The sequence below is a fragment of the Arthrobacter sp. SD76 genome (assembly GCF_049726125.1).
GTDB lineage: Bacteria > Actinomycetota > Actinomycetes > Actinomycetales > Micrococcaceae > Arthrobacter > Arthrobacter nitrophenolicus.
On the sequence record NZ_JBNBLR010000001.1, the window covers coordinates 610,725 to 626,791 of the forward strand.

Sequence of the window (16,067 nt, forward strand, 5' to 3'; positions counted from 1 at the left end):
GGGCGGCCGTCCGCCTGAGCGGCCGGCGGTCAGCCGGCGCGGCTCGACTTCAGCCAGGCGTTCGCCGAGGGCAGGAAGAACATCACCAGCCCGGCCAGTGCCAGGAGCAGTTCGGCGCCCCAGAGGAGCAGCACGTAGCTGGCGCCGTCGCCGTCGGGAACGAGGAACGCGACGGCCACGATCATCACCAGCGCGTGGCCGGCGAGCAGCGGGATCAGGGCCCACCTGGCCCAGCCCTGCCGGCCCAGCACCACGCCCAGCATGGCCGCCTCAAGGAGGATCGCCAGCAGCAGGGCTCCTCCGCTTCCCCAAAAAACGATCCCGGTAGCGGTGGTGACGGCCTCGGCGTCACCGCCCGGCGCCATCTGCTCCACCACTCCGCGCAGCCGTTCCAGGTGCCCGTCGCGGGTGAGGAACGAGCCCACCAGGACGGCGAGGCCCGCCAGGAAACTGGCAAGCCACAGCGTGCGGCCATGCCTGATGGTGCCCGGGGCCGGCGGGATGACGGCGATCGGAGCAGGCGCGGAATAGGACAGCCCCGGCCGCGGCGGCGGCGCATGGGGAGTGGGAGGCGGTGCCGGGGGCTGGCCGGCGGGTGCAGCGGACGGTGGAGTGGCTGGCCCTTCTGGCGGATAAGCGGTCCCGGATGTGTTGATCCCGGGCCGTTCTTCTCCGTCAGATTGGCGAGCCATAGGTCCTACTTCCGTCCGTCGGTATCGCGTTCGTCGGTTTCGTGTTTGTCCTTGCCGCCGTCGTCCTTCGCCTTGGCATCCAGCTCGTCCTTGAGCTTCTTCAGCCGGGCAGCCTCGGCCTCGTTGCGGCGGCGGACCTCAAGGTTGCGAAGGAAATCGGGATCATCGTCCGGGGCGGTGGGGTGGCGGTAGTTCTGCTGCTGCGGGGCAGACCCGCGCGGACGCCCGATGAGCAGCCAGAGGATGGCGCCCAGGACGGGAAGGACGATCATCACCACGATCCATGCGGGTTTGGAGATTCCACGCGTGAGCCGGCCATCCGTGCGGATCACGTCCACGAGGCCATACACGAAGATGACGAGGACTGCCACGGCCAAAGCCACACGGAGGAGCATGCCTCCAAGTCTATCGCCCGCAGGGCCGCGGGGAGCCCGGGCGGGAGACGGCTAAACTTGAATGTGGCCTTTTTGAAATATTCCCTGATCCGACTCGCCCTCTTCGCACCGCTGTTCGTGCTCTTCACGCTCCTGCAGCTGGGTGCCCTGATGTCCGTGATCTGTGCCGCCCTGATCGCCTTCGCCGTCAGCTACCTGTTCTTCCAGAAGCAGCGTGATGAGGCTGCCGCCGCCCTGCAGCGGCGGTTCTCCGGCAAGGCCAAGCCGCTCCGTTCGGCCAGTGAAGTCCAGGACGCCAACGCCGAGGACGCGCTCCTGGACGCCAACCCGGACATTGCCATCAGCAATGACGCCAAGGACCACAAGCCCCGCAGCCAGGGCTAGAACCCGTGGCTGAGTACCAGGCCCAGTGAGAACAGCAGGCTATAGCCGAGGTTGATGAGGCCGGTCTGCTTCAGCACCGGGATCAGGCTCTTGCGCTTGCGGCCGTTGATCATCAGCCAGGACGGCATCAGGCAGGCCGGGATCAGCAGCAGCACAATCAGCATCCATGGCCGCGCCGGAGCCAGGATGACCACCAACAGGATGGCCACGGCCAGCATCAGCACGTAGCTTTCCCGGGCATGCTTGTCGCCCAGCCGCACGGCCAGGGTCTTCTTCCCACCTGCATGTCAGTGGGGATGTCCCGGACGTTGTTGGCCATCAGCAGGGCGGTGGCGATGAGCCCGGTGCCGATGGCGCCGATGATGGCGGGCAGGTTGATCTGCCCCGCCTGGGTGTAGGTGGTGCCGAGCGTGGCCACCAGGCCGAAGAACACGAACACGAACACGTCGCCCAGGCCCATGTAGCCGTAGGGGTTCTTGCCGCCCGTGTAGCCCCAGGCAGCCATGACGCAGCCCAGGCCCACCAGGATCAGCCACCAGCTCTGGGTGATGACCACCAGCACCAGCCCGAACACCATCGCCGCGGCAAAGGTCCCGAACGCGGCGCGCTTGACGTGCTCCGGCTTGGCCGCGCCGGAGCCGACCAGCCGCAGCGGGCCCACCCGGTCATCGTCCGTCCCGCGGATGCCGTCGGAGTAGTCGTTGGCGAAGTTCACGCCCACCTGCAGCAGCAGGGCCACCAGCGCGGCGAGGATGGCGTTGAACAGGAGGAACGAATCCATCTCGTAGGCTGCGGCGGAACCGATGAGTACCGGCGCTATCGCGGCAGGCAGGGTTCGCAGTCGCGCGCCTTGGATCCATTGTGCGGCTGTGGCCACGTTTAGTACCTCGTATTGAATCGGGAGACCGGCGGGGCGGAAAGCACGCGCTCGCCGCTTTGGTGCAGGTCCACTCTACTTTCCCTGGTGCAGGGCGCTGAGTTCGGCGGTCATGGCCAGCCGGTCGGGCTTGCCGTTGGGCAGCATCCTCAGGGCGGAGGCGGCCAGGACCGTTTTGGGCGCCAGCACCCCCAGCCTGCGGTGCCATTCCTGTTCAAGCACGACGGCGTGTTCCCCCGGTGCGGCGGAGCCGGCGGCGCCCGGGGCGGCAGCGTCGCCCGCCAGCGCAACATACGCGGCCACGGCCTGGCCCCGACTCTGCGGAAGGGACGCCGGCCACGAACGCGGCCGTCACGCCGTCGGACTTTTCCAGTTCCTCCTGCACGTGCAGCGCGGACACTTTCACGCCGCCGGTGATGATCACGTCGTCCATCCTGCCCAGCACGGTGAGCCGGCCGTCGTCGTCGATGCTGCCGAGGTCATTGGTGCGGTACCAGCGCACGCCGTCCTCTTCGAAGAACGTGCCGGACTCCTGTCCGGGGCCTCGAGGTAGCCGGCGGCGATGGTGTCGCCGCCCAGCAGGATCCGGCCGTCCCCGTCCACCCGGACCGAGACGCCTTCCAAGGGGTAGCCGTTGTAGATGCAGCCGCCGGAGGATTCCGCGGAGCCGTAGGTGGTGACAACGCGCACGCCGGCGTCCCGGGCAGCGTCCAGCAGCGAGTCGGGCGCCGGGGCCCCGCCCAGGAGGACGGCGTTGAACCGGCGGAGCACCGCGAGGGTTTCGGCTGACGGGTCATTAAGGAGCCGCTGCAGCTGGGTGGGGACCAGTGAGGTGAAGCGGATCTTGTCCGTCAGTTCCTGTGCCGCGGCGGTGAAAGCCTCCGGCGTGAACCCGCCGGACATGTCCATGACCCACGGGCGCGTGCCGGCGAACAGCGACCGTACCAGGACCTGGATGCCTGCCACGTACTGCACCGGGAGGGCCAGCAGCCACTGCCCTTCCCCCTTCAGCGCCAGTGCCGTGGCCATGGAGGATGCGGCAAGGGATTCCACGGTGAGGACCGTGGCCTTGGGCGTTCCGGTGGATCCGGAGGTGCGGACCACGGCCACGGCATCGTCGCAGCCGGGCGTTTCAATGTGGCCGACCACCAGGGAGCCGTCCCGGCGAGGGAAAGTTCGACGGCGGGGCCCTCGCCATGGAGGGCGGCCGCGAGGGCCTTCAGGGCCGGCTCAATGCTGAGCGCGTTCATGTGCCGCTCCTGCCTTAGAAGTAGTGCGGGAAGGAGGACCAGTCGGGGTCGCGTTTTTGCAGGAAGGCTTCCTTGCCCTCCACCGCCTCGTCCGTCATGTAGGCCAGCCGGGTGGCTTCACCGGCGAAGACCTGCTGGCCGGCCAGGCCGTCGTCGGCAAGGTTGAAGGCGAACTTCAGCATCCGGATGGCCTGCGGCGATTGGCGGGCGATGTCCGCGGCGTACTCCAGGGCCACCTCCTCGAGGCGTTCGTGGTCCACGGCCTCGTTCACGGCGCCCATCCGGACCATGTCCTCAGCGGAATATTCGCGGGCCAGGAAGAAGATCTCCCGGGCAGCCTTCTGCCCGATCTGGCGGGCCAGCAGCGCCGAGCCGTAGCCGGCGTCGAAGCTTCCCACGGTGGCGTCGGTCTGCTTGAACTTGCCGTGCTGGCGCGACGCGATGGTGAGGTCAGCCACCACGTGCAGCGAGTGCCCGCCGCCGGCAGCCCAGCCGTTGACGACGGCGATGACCACCTTGGGCATGGTCCGCATCAGCCGCTGGACTTCCAGGATGTGGAGCCGGCCGGCCCTGGCGGGGTCGATGGTTTCCTGGGTCTCGCCGTCGGCGTATCTATAACCGTCCCGGCCCCTGATCCGCTGGTCCCCGCCGGAGCAGAACGAGTGGCCGCCGTCCTTGGGGGAGGGGCCGTTGCCGGTGAGCAGCACGGTGGCCACGTCCGGGGTCATCCGTGCGTGGTCCATGGCCCGGTAGAGCTCATCGACGGTGCCGGGCCGGAACGCGTTGCGGACCTCGGGCCGGTTGAAAGCGATCCGGACCGTGGGCAGGTCACGCACCCAGCCGCCGTCGGAATCCCGCTCCACCTGGCGGTGGTAGGTCATGTCCTGGAAGTCCTCAAAACCGGACACCACGCGCCAGCGGGTGGGATCGAAGACGTCGGACACCGGGGCAGGGATCTGGTTGCTCACCGTCCAAGTCTAGTAATCAGGCCTGGCGGATGCAGAACCCGGTTGCCCGCCGGGTCCGCAATGGGGTGCCAGGAGCGCGGTCCTGGCGGTCAGTACCGGCGCCTAGGCCGGAACTCCCTGCTGGAGCTGTTCATACAGTTCCGGCGGGATGGCGTAGATGAAGACGACGGCGAGCAGGTTCTTGGCGGCGTGGACGAAGTAGGAGAACATCAGGTTCTTCCCGGTCCAGACGTAGACGAACACCAGGGTGGCGCCCATCGCCAGGTAGGGCAGCAGCGCCGTCAGGGTGATCGCCTCCTGCCCACGATGTGCAGCGCGGCGAACAGGACCACGGACAGTGCGCAGCAGATCCAGATGTTAACGCGCCTGCTGAGCTTGCCGATCAGCAGGTGGCGGAAGATGTACTCCTCCACGAACGGTCCGGCCACCACGATGACCGGCACCATCAGCCAGGCCGGCACCTGCTGCATGAGCTCCTGCAGCCCTGCCTGGTTCGCCGAGGTCTGCACGTCGCCGCCGGCCGCCACCACGATGGCCGTCAGGATCATCATGGCGATCACCGCTGCGGGGATCATCAGCAGCGTGAACCAGGGCCGGGTGCCGAGCACCAGCAGGTCCCGGGCCACCACCTTCCGGGCAGCGAGCAGCGCGAGGATCCCCACGGAGCCGTAGAACAGCAGGTTCACCGCGTACGACGCTGCCGCCGGGCTGGGGCCGACCTGCCGCAGGAAGGGCGCCAGGAGTTCACCGGCCACGGCAAAGAACCCCGCGATGGCCACGTACATGGCCAGCGTGGTGAAGTCCAGGGGAGTGAACCGGTAGAGCTGGGGCTGCGGAGCGGGCGGGATGCGGTGGGCGGTTGCCATGGTTTCAGCCTAGTCCGGGGAAGGCGAAGCTGCGTTGCCCGCGCAAACCCGCTTCGCGTAAAATGTTCGGTATGCCTAAATTTACGTTTCGGTGCGCCAAAGTAGCCGCCCGGACCAGTGCCCAGCAGCGGACCCGCCTTCGCGCCGCGGCGCTTGCCGCCGTCGTGCTTTCCCTCCTGCTCACGGCCTGCGGAGGCGGCGCCGCCGGCAACGGCGACGACGGCAAGAAGGTGGTCCTGACCACCTTCACCGTGCTGGCCGACGTCGCCCGGAACGTTGCGGGGGACAAGCTCACCGTGGAATCCATCACCAAGGCGGGCGCCGAGATCCACGGCTACGAGCCGACTCCGGGGGACATCCGGAAAGCGTCCAAAGCCGACCTCATCCTGGACAACGGGCTGAACCTGGAAGCGTGGTTCGCCCAGTTCGTGGAGGGGCTGGACGTGCCGCACGCCGTGGTCAGCGAGGGCGTGGAACCGATGAACATCAGCGAGGACGCCTACCAGGGCAAACCGAACCCGCATGCGTGGATGTCGCCGTTGAACGTCCAGGTCTACGTGGACAACATGGTGAAGGCCTTCTCGGAACTGGACCCGGACAACGCCGAGGCCTTCAAAGCCAACGGTGACGCCTACAAGGCCGAACTCCAGGCCGTGCAGGACCAGATGACCACCCGCCTGGCCGGAGTGCCGGAAGCGCAGCGCGCCCTGGTCACCTGCGAGGGCGCCTTCTCCTACCTGGCCCGCGATGCCGGGCTGAAGGAGCTCTATATCTGGGCCGTCAACGCCGAGCAGCAGGCCACCCCGCAGCAGATCACCCGGGCCATCGAGTACGTCAAGGTCAACAACGTTCCCGCGGTGTTCTGCGAATCCACCGTCTCGGACGCCCCCATGCAGCAGGTGGTCGGTGCCACCGGCGCGAAGTTCGGCGGCACCCTCTACGTGGACTCGCTCTCCGAAGCGGACGGTCCCGTGCCCACCTACCTGGACCTCATCAGGCACGACGCCGACGTCATCACCAAGGCCCTCACCGGAGCCGGGTCATGAGCACGCCCGCCATCCTCGTTGACAACGTGACCGTCCACTACGGCGAGGTCCTGGCGCTCGATGCCGCCTCCCTCACCCTGGATCCCGCCCGGATCTGCGGCCTGGTGGGCATGAACGGCTCCGGCAAGTCCACGCTGTTCAAGGCGATCATGGGCATGATCAAGCCCGATGCCGGCACGGTCCGGATCAACGGGCAGTCCCCCGGGCGGGCCCGCCGGGAAGGCGGGATCGGGTATGTGCCGCAGAGCGAGGACGTGGACTGGCAGTTTCCGCTGTCAGTCCGCGACGTGGTGATGATGGGCCGGTACGGGCACCAGGGCTTCACTCGCCGCGCGTCCAAAGCCGACCGCGCCGCCGTCGACGAGGCACTGGACCGGGTGGAACTGGGCGAGTACGCCGGGCGGCAGATCGGCCAGCTGTCCGGCGGCCAGAAGAAACGCGCGTTTGTGGCCCGCGGGATAGCGCAGGGGGCCACCACCATGCTCCTGGACGAACCCTTCGCGGGCGTCGACAAACGCTCCGAGGCCACCATCACCCGGCTCCTTCGCGAGCTCGCGTCTGATGGCTGCACCATCCTGATCTCCACCCACGACCTGCACGCCCTGCCCCAGCTGTGCGACGAGGCCGTGCTGCTGATGCACCGGGTGCTCATGCACGGGCCGCCGGAGCAGGTGCTGCAGCCGGAAAACCTGGCAATGGCTTTCGGCCTGGACGTCCTGAACCGCGACCTGCCTGAGCAGGACGTGCATGCACGGAAGGAACGGACCGCCTGATGGAACTCCTCCTCGAACCCCTGTCCTACGACTTCATGGTCCGGGCCATCATCACCACCGCGCTCGCCGCCGTCGTCTGCGCCGTGCTCAGCTGCTGGCTGGTCCTGATCGGCTGGTCCCTCATGGGCGACGCCGTCTCGCACGCGGTGCTTCCCGGCGTCGTGCTCGCCTACATCGTGGGTGCGCCGTTTGCACTGGGTGCGCTGGTGTTCGCGCTGGTGGCGGTCACCCTGATCGGGGTGGTCCGCAACACCAGCCGGGTGAAGGAAGACGCCGCAATCGGCATCGTGTTCTCCTCGCTGTTCGCACTGGGCCTGGTGCTGATCTCGGTCACCCCCAGCCAGACCGACCTCAACCACATCATCTTCGGCAACCTCCTCGGTGTCAGCATCCCGGACCTCATCCAGGTCCTGGTGCTCGGCGTGGTGGCCTTCGCCATCCTCATCCTCAAGCGCCGCGACCTCACCCTGTACGCCTTCGACCCCACCCACGCGCATGCCATCGGGCTCTCGCCCCGCCGGCTCGGCGCGCTGCTGCTCGGCCTGCTCGCGCTGACGTCAGTGGTGGCGCTGCAGACCGTGGGCGTGGTGCTGGTGGTGGCCATGCTCATCATCCCCGGCGCCACCGCCTACCTGCTGACAGACCGGTTTTCCCGGATGCTGGTCATCGCGCCCACCATCTCGGCGCTCTGCTCCGTGGCGGGCATCTACATCAGCTACTACCTGGACACCGCGTCCGGGGCCATGGTGGTGCTGACCCAGGGCGTGGTGTTCGGCGCCGTCTACCTTTTCAGCCCGCGGCAGGGCCTGATCGGGACCCGGCTGGCTAAGGCCCGGCGCCGGAAAGCGGCTGCACTGGCGGTGTGATTCCCGCGTCCTGCGGTGCTTGCCCGCTGGCTAGTCTCGCCGTTTCGACGATTCCCTGCCGGCTCGACGTTTCCCGCCATCTGATGTGCAGGGAACCGTCTAAAGGGCTTACGACGGCGGCACGCGGCCCGGTGCTGCCGTACCACCTGGGGTCCTGAGGCGGGCACCCCCGAAAACGGTGAGGTTGGCGTAAAGGGATCTTTACGGCGGAACCGGCGAGCTGAAACATCGGCGGCGCAGGATGGGCAGTGCCAGTTGTTGTGCTGCCGAAAGGATCCCGCCCGTGCTGACCCAGAATCTCTTCCTGCAGGGCATCTACTCCTTCCAGGGCGCCGGAATGGAAAAGCCCGTGCCCATCCACAGCGAGCTCCTGCACTACGTCCCGGATGGCGTGGTCAACCAGACGCTGTACTTCCGCGGCGGCAATTCCAGTCCGGAACTGATCGCGGTGGTGCTCATGCGCAACGGGGTCCCCATGCGCTACTTCCCCATCGGCGCGAAGAGTGATGTCCACGTTCCCCTGCGGGTGGTGGAGGACATCGAAGGCGGCACTGCCATTGAACTGCACGTGGCCGCGCCGGAGGGTGTGACCGGAACCGTGGTGGTGGACCTGGGCATGGTGGAGCACTGATGGCCACCGTCCTGGTCAACCCCCGGACCCTGCGGTCCGCCCGGAAACAGCGCCGGCAGCTGGTGGTCATCGGCAACGGGATGGCAGGGGCCCGGGCAGTGGAGGAGATCCTGGCGCGCGGCGGCGCGGACGTGTTCACCATCACGATGTTCGGGGACGAGCCCTACGGGAACTACAACCGGATCATGCTCAGCCACGTCCTCTCCGGGGACGAGACCGACGCCGGGATCCTCCTGAACCCCCCTGTCCTGGTACCAGGAGAACGGCATCACGCTGCACGCCGGGTCCGGGTGGACAGGATTGACCGCTTCGCCAAGAACGTGCACTCCAGCGACGGCAGGGTGACCCCGTACGACACGCTGGTGATCGCCACCGGGAGCCGTTCGCACCTGCCGCCAATGGACGGGTTGTACACACCCGCAGAGTCCCTCAAACAGGGCATTTTCGGGTTCCGCACCATCGATGACACGCGGAACATGCTGGCCCACGCGCGGGCCGGCCATACCCGGCATGCCGTGGTGATCGGCGGGGGACTGCTGGGGCTTGAGGCGGCGTCCGGGCTCCGCCGCCACGGCGTGTCCGTGGACGTGGTCCATTCCGGCGGGCACCTCATGAGCGCCCAGATGGGGCCCGACGGCGGGGCGGTGCTCCGCCGCAGCGTGGAGGCCCTGGGCATCGGCGTGCTTACCGGCTGCCGGACCACCGCCGTGCTGGGAACCGACAGGGTCACCGGGGTCCGGCTGCGCGACAGGCCCGACCTTGAGTGCGACATGGTGGTGATGGCGGCCGGAATACGCCCAACGTGGACCTGGCGGTGCTCAGCGGCCTGCCGGTGGAGCGGGCCATCGTGGTGGACGATTCGCTCCGGGTCCAGGATGAGGACGACATCTACGCCGTGGGGGAATGCGTCCAGCACCGCGGGGAGGTGTACGGCCTGGTGGCCCCGCTCTGGGAGCAGGCGGTGGTGCTGGCCAACCACGTGACGGGCGCCGACACGTCGTCGGCGTACCTGGGGACCCGCACGGCCACCAAGCTGAAGGTGGCGGGGGTGGAAGTGGCCTCGATGGGCCTGCACGGGCCGGAACTGGACACGGACGAACACATCGTTTTCTCCGAGCCCAGCCGCGGGGTGTTCAAGTCGATTGTGGTCCGGGACAACAAGATGGTGGGGGCCACGCTCCTGGGCGACAGCCGCAAGGTCGCCTACCTCGCGCAGGCGTACGGCAGAGGGCTGCCGCTGCCGGAGGAGCGGCTGGGCCTGATGTTCGACCTTGGAACGCCGGGCGGGGAGACCGGCGTGGAGGAGCTCGACGGCGGCGCCCAGGTCTGCAACTGCAACGGCGTCAGCAAGGACGCGCTGGTGCAAGCCGTGAAGGGCGGCTGCACCACGGTGGCCGGAGCCATGGACGCCACGCGCGCCGGCAAGGGCTGCGGCTCCTGCAAGCTGCTGGTAAGCCAACTGGTGGAATGGGCTGCCGGGGGAGCTGTGGAGGAGGACCCCGCCGCCAACTACTACGTTCCTGGCATCCCGCTGGATAAACCTGCGCTCATGGCCGAAATCAGGAGGCGGGGGCTGCGGTCCGTCTCCCAGGTGTTCCAGGCCCTGGCGCCGGGCGGACAGGAGGACGCGAAGTCCAAGATGGGCCTGGCCTCGCTGCTCAAGATGATGTGGGCCGGCGCGTACATCGATGAACGTGATGCCCGGTTCATCAACGACCGGGTCCATGCCAACATCCAGCGCGACGGAACTTTCTCCGTGGTGCCGCAGATGAAGGGCGGCGTGACCAGCGTCGAGCAGTTGCGGCGTATCGCCGACGTTGCGGAGAAACACAACGTGCCGCTCATCAAGCTCACGGGCGGGCAGCGGATCGACCTGCTGGGCATCCGCAAGGAGGACCTGCCGCAGGTCTGGGCCGACCTGGACATGCCGTCCGGGTACGCCTACGGCAAGAGCTTCCGCACCGTGAAGACCTGTGTTGGGAAGGACTTCTGCCGCTACGGCACCGGGGATTCCACGGCCCTGGGCATCAGGATAGAGTCCCGGTTCCAGGGGCTGGAGTCGCCGGCGAAGCTGAAGCTGGCTGTCTCCGGCTGCCCCCGCAACTGCGCGGATCCCTGGTGAAAGACGTGGGCGTGGTGGCCGTCGAGGGCGGCCGCTGGGAAATCTACATTGGAGGAGCGGCGGGAGCCCACATCCGCAAGGGGGACCTCCTGGCCACCGTTGACAGCCAGGACGAGGTCATGGTCCTGGCCGGCCGGTTTATGCAGTACTACCGCGAGCACGCCAACTGGCTGGAGCGGACGTACTCGTTCGTGCCGCGCGTAGGCATCGAACACCTGCGGGCCGTGATCGTCGAGGACTCGGAGGGGATCGCCGGCAGCCTGGACGAGGCCATGCAGGCTTCGGTGGAGGGCTACGCGGATCCGTGGCGGGAACGCGACGACCCCCAGACGCCGGGCCAGTTCCGGACCTCGCTGCCGCTGACGGTCCTGCCGCAGGTGCCGGTCCGATGAGCGGCACGCAGGCGCGCAGCCACAACCTCGGCCCCGTGGACCAGATCCCGGTCGGGGAGGGCCGGGCCTTCGGCGTCGACGGAATGCAGGTGGCGGTCTTCCGGCTGCGGGACGGTTCCGTGCGCGCGGTCTCGGCCGTCTGCCCGCACCGGGGAGGACCCATCGCGGACGGCACCATCGACCGGCAGGTGGTGATGTGCCCGCTGCACCAGCACGCCTTCGATCTTGCCACCGGCTGCTCCACCACGGGCATGGACCCGCTGCAGAGCTACCGGGTCAGCCTGGACGGGCAGCAGAATCTGGTCCTGGAGACGGAGCCTGTGTAGCCCACGTCACGTAGCACCCCCTGGCATCTTGTAGGATGGACAAGCCGCGCGAAGCTTCGGCTTTACGAGGATTTAGGCTCATAAAAAGTTGCTGCAGGAGCAGAAAGCCGAATTTGTGAGCTGGATTACTTCGTATTCCGGATGCGGCCAACCCCCAACCCACAAGGAACAGTTGTGCCTCAAAGTACCCCCACAGATCTCCAGAACCGCACGGCACCATCCACCGCCGTCGATCCCTCCCTCAGCGCCGAGGGCTACAGCAAGACGCTGGGCAGGCGCCACGTCACCATGATCGCGATGGGCGGCGCCATCGGCGTCGGCCTCTTCATGGGCGCCGGCGGCCGCCTCGCCTCCACCGGCCCGGCCCTGATCTTCTCGTACGCCATTGCCGGCGTCATCGCCTACCTGCTGATGCGGGCACTGGGCGAACTCATCATGTACCGCCAGACCTCCGGCTCGTTTGTCAGCTACGCCGGTGAGATGTTCGGCAGGAAGGGCGCGTTCCTGTCCGGCTGGATGTACTTCATCAACTGGGGCATGACCGGCATCGCCGAACTCATCGCCATCGGCCTCTACTTCCAGTTCTTCTTCCCCAACGTCCCGGTGGAGGCCTCCGCCATTGCCGCGCTGGCGCTCCTGGTGGCAGTGAACCTGCTCAGCGTCAAGGCATTCGGCGAATTCGAATTCTGGGCCTCCTGCCTCAAGGTGGGCGCCATCCTGATCTTCCTGGTGGTCGGCACCTTCATGGTGGTCACCAACGCGCAGGTGGGCGACGGCAACGCCTCCGTGGCCAACCTCTTCGCTGCCGAAGGCGGCATGTTCCCCAAGGGCGCCCTGGTGATGGTCCTGGTCCTGAACGCCGTGATCTTCGCCTACAACGGCATCGAGCTGGTCGGCATAACCGCCGGCGAGATGCAGAACCCGGAACGCGAAGTGCCCAAGGCGATCCGCGCCGTCGTGCTCCGCATCGTGGTGTTCTACGTCGGTTCCGTGACCCTGTTGGCCATGCTGCTGCCTTCGGACCAGTACAAGGCCGGAACCTCCCCGTTCGTGACGGTCTTCGGCCAGATGGGCCTCGGCTGGGTGGGTGACGTGATGAACATGATCGTCATCACCGCCGCCCTGTCCTCCTGCAACTCCGGCCTGTACTCGATCGGCCGCGTCTTCCGCACCATGGCCAACAACGGGCACGCCCCGCAGTGGCTCACCCGGATGTCCAAGCGGCACGTCCCGTACGCAGCCATCCTGGCCATCGCCGCGTTCTACCTGGTGGGCATCCTGCTGAACATCTGGCTGGGCGGCTCGCACGCGTTCGACCTGGCTCTGAACACCGCCTCGATCGGCGTGATCTTCACCTGGGGTGCCATCTTCGCCAGCCAGATCGTGCTCCGCCACCGCAAGGGCGTCACCTCCAGCCTACCGATGCCCGGTTCGCCGTGGACCAGCTGGGCCGGCCTTCTCGGCCTGCTGGCCATCACCGTGCTGATCGGCTTCGACACCATGACCAGCAAGACCGGTGAGGTGTTCTACCTGGGCCTGTGGACCCTGGCCACCATCCCGTTCTTCGCGGTGGTCCTCTGGCTCGGCTGGCAGAAGGTCAAGAACAACGAACCCAAGAACGCGCTCTACACCTAGGCGTTCCTGAGCAACGCACGACGGCGGGACGCCCCTGGGGAGGGCGGGCCCCGGCGTCGGCGTGTTCCGCTCATCCAGTGCTCCGTAACTGCCCTTTTGGGACCCCAAAAGGGCATCTACGGAGCAGTGGATGCGGGAAATGGTGGTGCCGAACGCCGGGCGGGGGCAGACTGTGGCGTGTGGGAGAACCCTGGGTGCTGCACGTTGACCTCGACCAGTTCATCGCCGCCGTCGAAGTGCTCCGCCGGCCGGAACTGGCGGGCAAGCCGCTCATCGTGGGCGGCCGCGGCGATCCCACTGAACGGGCGGTGGTGTCCACGGCGTCCTACGAGGCCAGGGCGTACGGCGTCGGATCCGGAATGCCGCTGCGCATTGCCGCCCGGAAAGTCCCCGACGCCGTGATCCTGCCCGTGGACCAGGACGCCTACCTTGAAGCGTCCGGGAAAGTCATGGCGGTGCTGCGCGCACAGCCGGACGCTACTGTCCAGGTGCTGGGCTGGGATGAAGCGTTTGTGGGTGTGCGCACCGGGGACCCGGACAGCTATGCCCGGCAGCTGCAGCAGGCGGTCCTGGCGGAGACCCGGCTGCACTGCAGCGTGGGCATCGGTGACACGCTGGTCCGCGCCAAGGTGGCCACGACCTTCGGCAAGCCCGCCGGGATCTTCCGCCTCACCGAGGACAACTGGCTCGACGTCATGGGCGGCCGGCCCACCATCGACTTATGGGGTGTGGGCACCAAGGTCTCGCGCCGCCTGGCCAAACTCGGGATCGAAACGGTCGCCCAGCTGGCAGCGTCCAACCCCGATGACCTGGTCCCCGAGTTCGGCCCGAAGATGGGCCCCTGGTACGCGCAGCTGGGCCGCGGCGACGGCGCCCGCGAAGTCGACGACACACCCTGGGTGGCGCGCGGGCACAGCCGGGAAACCACCTTCCAGCAGGACCTCACCGGGCCCGGGCAGGTTGACGCCGCCATCCGTGAACTGGCCGGGCACGTCCTCGAGGACGTGGCGGCCGAGGGCCGGCCGGTGGTCGGACTGACGCTCAAGGTCCGCTACGCCCCGTTCATCACCAAGACCTATGCCCGGAAGATCCCGGAGACCTCCGATCCCGCGGAAGTGCTCGCCCGGGCGCTGGACCTGGTGGCCAAGATTGAACCGGACCGCCCCATCCGGCTGCTCGGGCTGCGGGCCGAGATGACCATGCCCGGGGACTCCCGGCAGGGGCACACCCCCACCCGCAGCGGCTGGTGACAAGCAACTTCCCGGACAAGCAGAACGGCGGCGGATCCGTGGGGATCCGCCGCCGTTTCTGGCTGCTGCAGCCGCCGTTCGCTGCGGCTGCGCCAGCAAGGAACTAGTCGCGCTTGAACTCGTCCTTGACGCTTTCGCCAACCTTCTTGGCGTCAGCCTTGACCTGGTCCTTCTGGCCTTCGGCCCTCAGGCGGTCATTGTCAGTTGCGTTGCCCGCAGCTTCCTTGGCCTTGCCGCCCATGTCTTCTGCTGCATTACCGATCTTGTCTCCGAGGCCCATGATGGACTCCTTTCGTTTCGCCGATCAACCTGACCTCCTCACCCTAACACGAAGCATGCTTACTATTTCAAGCCCTGCGTGCACGAGCGGGTGCCTGTTGACTGTCAGTGCCCGGGGCTAGGCTCGGAACCATGGAACAAACCACCACCCTCACCCAGCACATCCAGGCCGCTCCGGAGAAGGTGTGGTCCGTCATCACGGACATCCCCGGCTCGGCGGCAACGCTGTCCGGCGTGGAGGCGGTCCAGCTCCTCACGGACGGCCCGTACGGCGAGGGAACCCGGTGGAAGGAGACCCGGAAAATGTTCGGCCGGTCGGAAACCGTGGAGATGTGGGTGGACCAGGTGGACCCCCCGCGCAGCACCACGGTGAAGGCCGTCCAGGGCGGGGCGGACTACAGCACGCGCTTCAACCTTGCCCCACGGGACGGCGGAACTGACCTCACGGTCACGTTCGGGGCAGAGATTGCCAAGCCCACTGCCGCGACCCGCATCATGATGGCACTTTTCGGAAAAATGGGACTGGCGGCCACGCGCAAAGCCTTTGCCAAGGACCTGGCGGAGATCGCAGCGAAGGCAGAGTCCCTGTAGTGGCGGGTGCCCGGCCTGCGGCCCGGAAGAAGCCGGGCCAGGAGGTTTCCGCGCCCCGGCTTTCGGGGGTGGTGCTGGCGGACCTGGTCGACGAGGCTGCTCCGGAGTTCGTGCGGGGCGGCAAGTACGACGGCGTCCGCTACAGCCGTGCGGTGGCGGACGGCCTGGACCTGACCGGGGCGGACTTTGCCGAGTGCGAGTTCCAGGGCGCGTCGTTCAACGACGCGCAGCTGCGCGGCGCCGGCTTCCGCGACTGCACCCTGCACGAACTGTACGCCCCCGTGTTCCGGGCGGCGCGGAGCACCTGGCGCGACGTCGAACTCCACAATCCCCGGCTGGGCTCCGCGGAACTGTACGAAAGCGGCTGGCAGTCGGTCCGCATCGACGGCGGCAAGCTGGACTTCCTCAACCTGCGGGGCGCAAAACTCACGGACGTCCTCATCACCGGCTGCATCATCAACGAGCTGGACCTCGGCTCGGCCACCGCCGCCCGGGTGGCCCTGAAGGACTGCACCATCGGCACCCTCGATGTCACCGGCGCCAGGCTCCAGGACTTCGACCTCCGGGGCACCGACTTCAGGGGCATCAGTGGACTCGGCAGCGTGGCCGGCCTGGTCGTCGACGACTACCAGCTGGCGCTCCTGGCACCGCTCCTCGCCGCGCACCTGGGCATCATTGTCCTCTAGCTCAAGTTTTTGTCCACGCATGGCGACCTGCGCGCCGT

The 16,067-nt window shown here is 67.6% G+C and carries 17 protein-coding genes and 3 pseudogenes; 13 read left to right on the forward strand and 7 right to left on the reverse strand.

Going from position 1 to position 16,067, the window contains the following annotated elements; genetic code table 11:
- Positions 1-29 precede the first annotated feature (29 nt).
- Both ACPEE0_RS02895 and ACPEE0_RS02900 read right to left on the reverse strand, forming a co-directional pair.
- A complete protein-coding gene (locus tag ACPEE0_RS02895) occupies positions 30-692 on the reverse strand; it encodes a hypothetical protein (protein WP_354175927.1) in 663 nt (220 codons plus the stop codon).
- Between the two features lie 5 nt (positions 693-697).
- Positions 698-1,087, reverse strand: coding sequence for a PLD nuclease N-terminal domain-containing protein (locus tag ACPEE0_RS02900; protein WP_009356663.1), 390 nt, complete (start codon positions 1,085-1,087; stop codon positions 698-700).
- 63 nt (positions 1,088-1,150) lie between these two features.
- Between ACPEE0_RS02900 and ACPEE0_RS02905 the strand changes: the two genes are divergently transcribed.
- Positions 1,151-1,471 (forward strand): DUF4229 domain-containing protein, encoded by a 321-nt coding sequence (locus ACPEE0_RS02905; RefSeq protein WP_009356662.1) that lies wholly within the window; start codon positions 1,151-1,153, stop codon positions 1,469-1,471.
- Here ACPEE0_RS02905 and ACPEE0_RS02910 read toward each other — a convergent pair.
- The 4 genes and pseudogenes from ACPEE0_RS02910 to ACPEE0_RS02925 all read right to left on the reverse strand — a co-directional run bounded on the left by ACPEE0_RS02910 (position 1,468) and on the right by ACPEE0_RS02925 (position 5,432).
- Positions 1,468-2,348, reverse strand: a pseudogene (locus ACPEE0_RS02910) (1,4-dihydroxy-2-naphthoate polyprenyltransferase). The gene ACPEE0_RS02905 and the pseudogene ACPEE0_RS02910 overlap by 4 nt on opposite strands.
- A gap of 75 nt (positions 2,349-2,423) precedes the next feature.
- Positions 2,424-3,598: pseudogene (locus ACPEE0_RS02915) on the reverse strand (AMP-binding protein).
- 14 nt (positions 3,599-3,612) lie between these two features.
- Positions 3,613-4,566 carry a 1,4-dihydroxy-2-naphthoyl-CoA synthase gene (locus tag ACPEE0_RS02920; protein WP_407710008.1) on the reverse strand — a complete coding sequence of 318 codons (954 nt, stop codon included), beginning with the start codon at positions 4,564-4,566 and terminating at the stop codon, positions 3,613-3,615.
- Positions 4,567-4,668: 102 nt separating this feature from the next.
- Positions 4,669-5,432, reverse strand: a pseudogene (locus ACPEE0_RS02925) (lysostaphin resistance A-like protein).
- Between the two features lie 71 nt (positions 5,433-5,503).
- Here ACPEE0_RS02925 and ACPEE0_RS02930 point away from each other — a divergent pair.
- The 10 genes from ACPEE0_RS02930 (at position 5,504) to ACPEE0_RS02975 (ending at position 14,473) form a co-directional block, all read left to right on the forward strand.
- Positions 5,504-6,478 carry a metal ABC transporter substrate-binding protein gene (locus ACPEE0_RS02930; RefSeq protein ID WP_407710006.1) on the forward strand — a complete coding sequence of 325 codons (975 nt, stop codon included), beginning with the start codon at positions 5,504-5,506 and terminating at the stop codon, positions 6,476-6,478.
- Positions 6,475-7,251, forward strand: a complete 777-nt coding sequence (locus ACPEE0_RS02935) for a metal ABC transporter ATP-binding protein (protein ID WP_424573857.1) — start codon at positions 6,475-6,477, stop codon at positions 7,249-7,251. The genes ACPEE0_RS02930 and ACPEE0_RS02935 overlap by 4 nt, the downstream gene beginning before the upstream one ends.
- Positions 7,251-8,117: a metal ABC transporter permease gene (locus ACPEE0_RS02940; RefSeq protein WP_009356656.1), complete on the forward strand. Its 867-nt coding sequence runs from the start codon at positions 7,251-7,253 to the stop codon at positions 8,115-8,117. The genes ACPEE0_RS02935 and ACPEE0_RS02940 overlap by 1 nt, the downstream gene beginning before the upstream one ends.
- Before the next feature lie 283 nt (positions 8,118-8,400).
- A complete protein-coding gene (locus ACPEE0_RS02945) occupies positions 8,401-8,748 on the forward strand; it encodes a molybdopterin oxidoreductase (RefSeq protein ID WP_133348983.1) in 348 nt (115 codons plus the stop codon).
- Positions 8,748-9,731 (forward strand): NAD(P)/FAD-dependent oxidoreductase, encoded by a 984-nt coding sequence (locus ACPEE0_RS02950; RefSeq protein WP_424573858.1) that lies wholly within the window; start codon positions 8,748-8,750, stop codon positions 9,729-9,731. The genes ACPEE0_RS02945 and ACPEE0_RS02950 overlap by 1 nt, the downstream gene beginning before the upstream one ends.
- Positions 9,732-9,811: 80 nt before the next feature.
- The gene (locus tag ACPEE0_RS02955) at positions 9,812-10,870 is read left to right on the forward strand and encodes a (2Fe-2S)-binding protein (RefSeq protein WP_424575225.1); all 1,059 of its coding nucleotides are present in this window, start codon (positions 9,812-9,814) and stop codon (positions 10,868-10,870) included.
- Positions 10,867-11,262: a hypothetical protein gene (locus ACPEE0_RS02960; RefSeq protein ID WP_424573859.1), complete on the forward strand. Its 396-nt coding sequence runs from the start codon at positions 10,867-10,869 to the stop codon at positions 11,260-11,262. The genes ACPEE0_RS02955 and ACPEE0_RS02960 overlap by 4 nt, the downstream gene beginning before the upstream one ends.
- Positions 11,259-11,588, forward strand: a complete 330-nt coding sequence (locus ACPEE0_RS02965; protein ID WP_424573860.1) for a Rieske (2Fe-2S) protein — start codon at positions 11,259-11,261, stop codon at positions 11,586-11,588. Before ACPEE0_RS02960 ends, ACPEE0_RS02965 begins: the two co-directional genes overlap by 4 nt.
- Positions 11,589-11,762: 174 nt before the next feature.
- A complete protein-coding gene (locus ACPEE0_RS02970; protein WP_424573861.1) occupies positions 11,763-13,223 on the forward strand; it encodes an amino acid permease in 1,461 nt (486 codons plus the stop codon).
- Positions 13,224-13,417: 194 nt separating this feature from the next.
- Complete coding sequence (locus ACPEE0_RS02975) at positions 13,418-14,473, forward strand: DNA polymerase IV (RefSeq protein ID WP_424573862.1); 1,056 nt, start codon at positions 13,418-13,420, stop codon at positions 14,471-14,473.
- 103 nt (positions 14,474-14,576) lie between these two features.
- Here the strand turns inward: ACPEE0_RS02975 and ACPEE0_RS02980 are convergent, their stop codons facing one another.
- Complete coding sequence (locus tag ACPEE0_RS02980; RefSeq protein WP_009356651.1) at positions 14,577-14,753, reverse strand: CsbD family protein; 177 nt, start codon at positions 14,751-14,753, stop codon at positions 14,577-14,579.
- A gap of 131 nt (positions 14,754-14,884) precedes the next feature.
- Here ACPEE0_RS02980 and ACPEE0_RS02985 point away from each other — a divergent pair, with 131 nt between their 5' ends.
- Together ACPEE0_RS02985 and ACPEE0_RS02990 are read left to right on the forward strand one after the other, a co-directional pair.
- A complete protein-coding gene (locus ACPEE0_RS02985) occupies positions 14,885-15,343 on the forward strand; it encodes an SRPBCC family protein (RefSeq protein ID WP_424573863.1) in 459 nt (152 codons plus the stop codon).
- Entirely contained in the window at positions 15,343-16,029 is a 687-nt protein-coding gene (locus tag ACPEE0_RS02990) for a pentapeptide repeat-containing protein (RefSeq protein ID WP_424573864.1), read from the forward strand. Before ACPEE0_RS02985 ends, ACPEE0_RS02990 begins: the two co-directional genes overlap by 1 nt.
- Positions 16,030-16,067 lie beyond the last annotated feature (38 nt).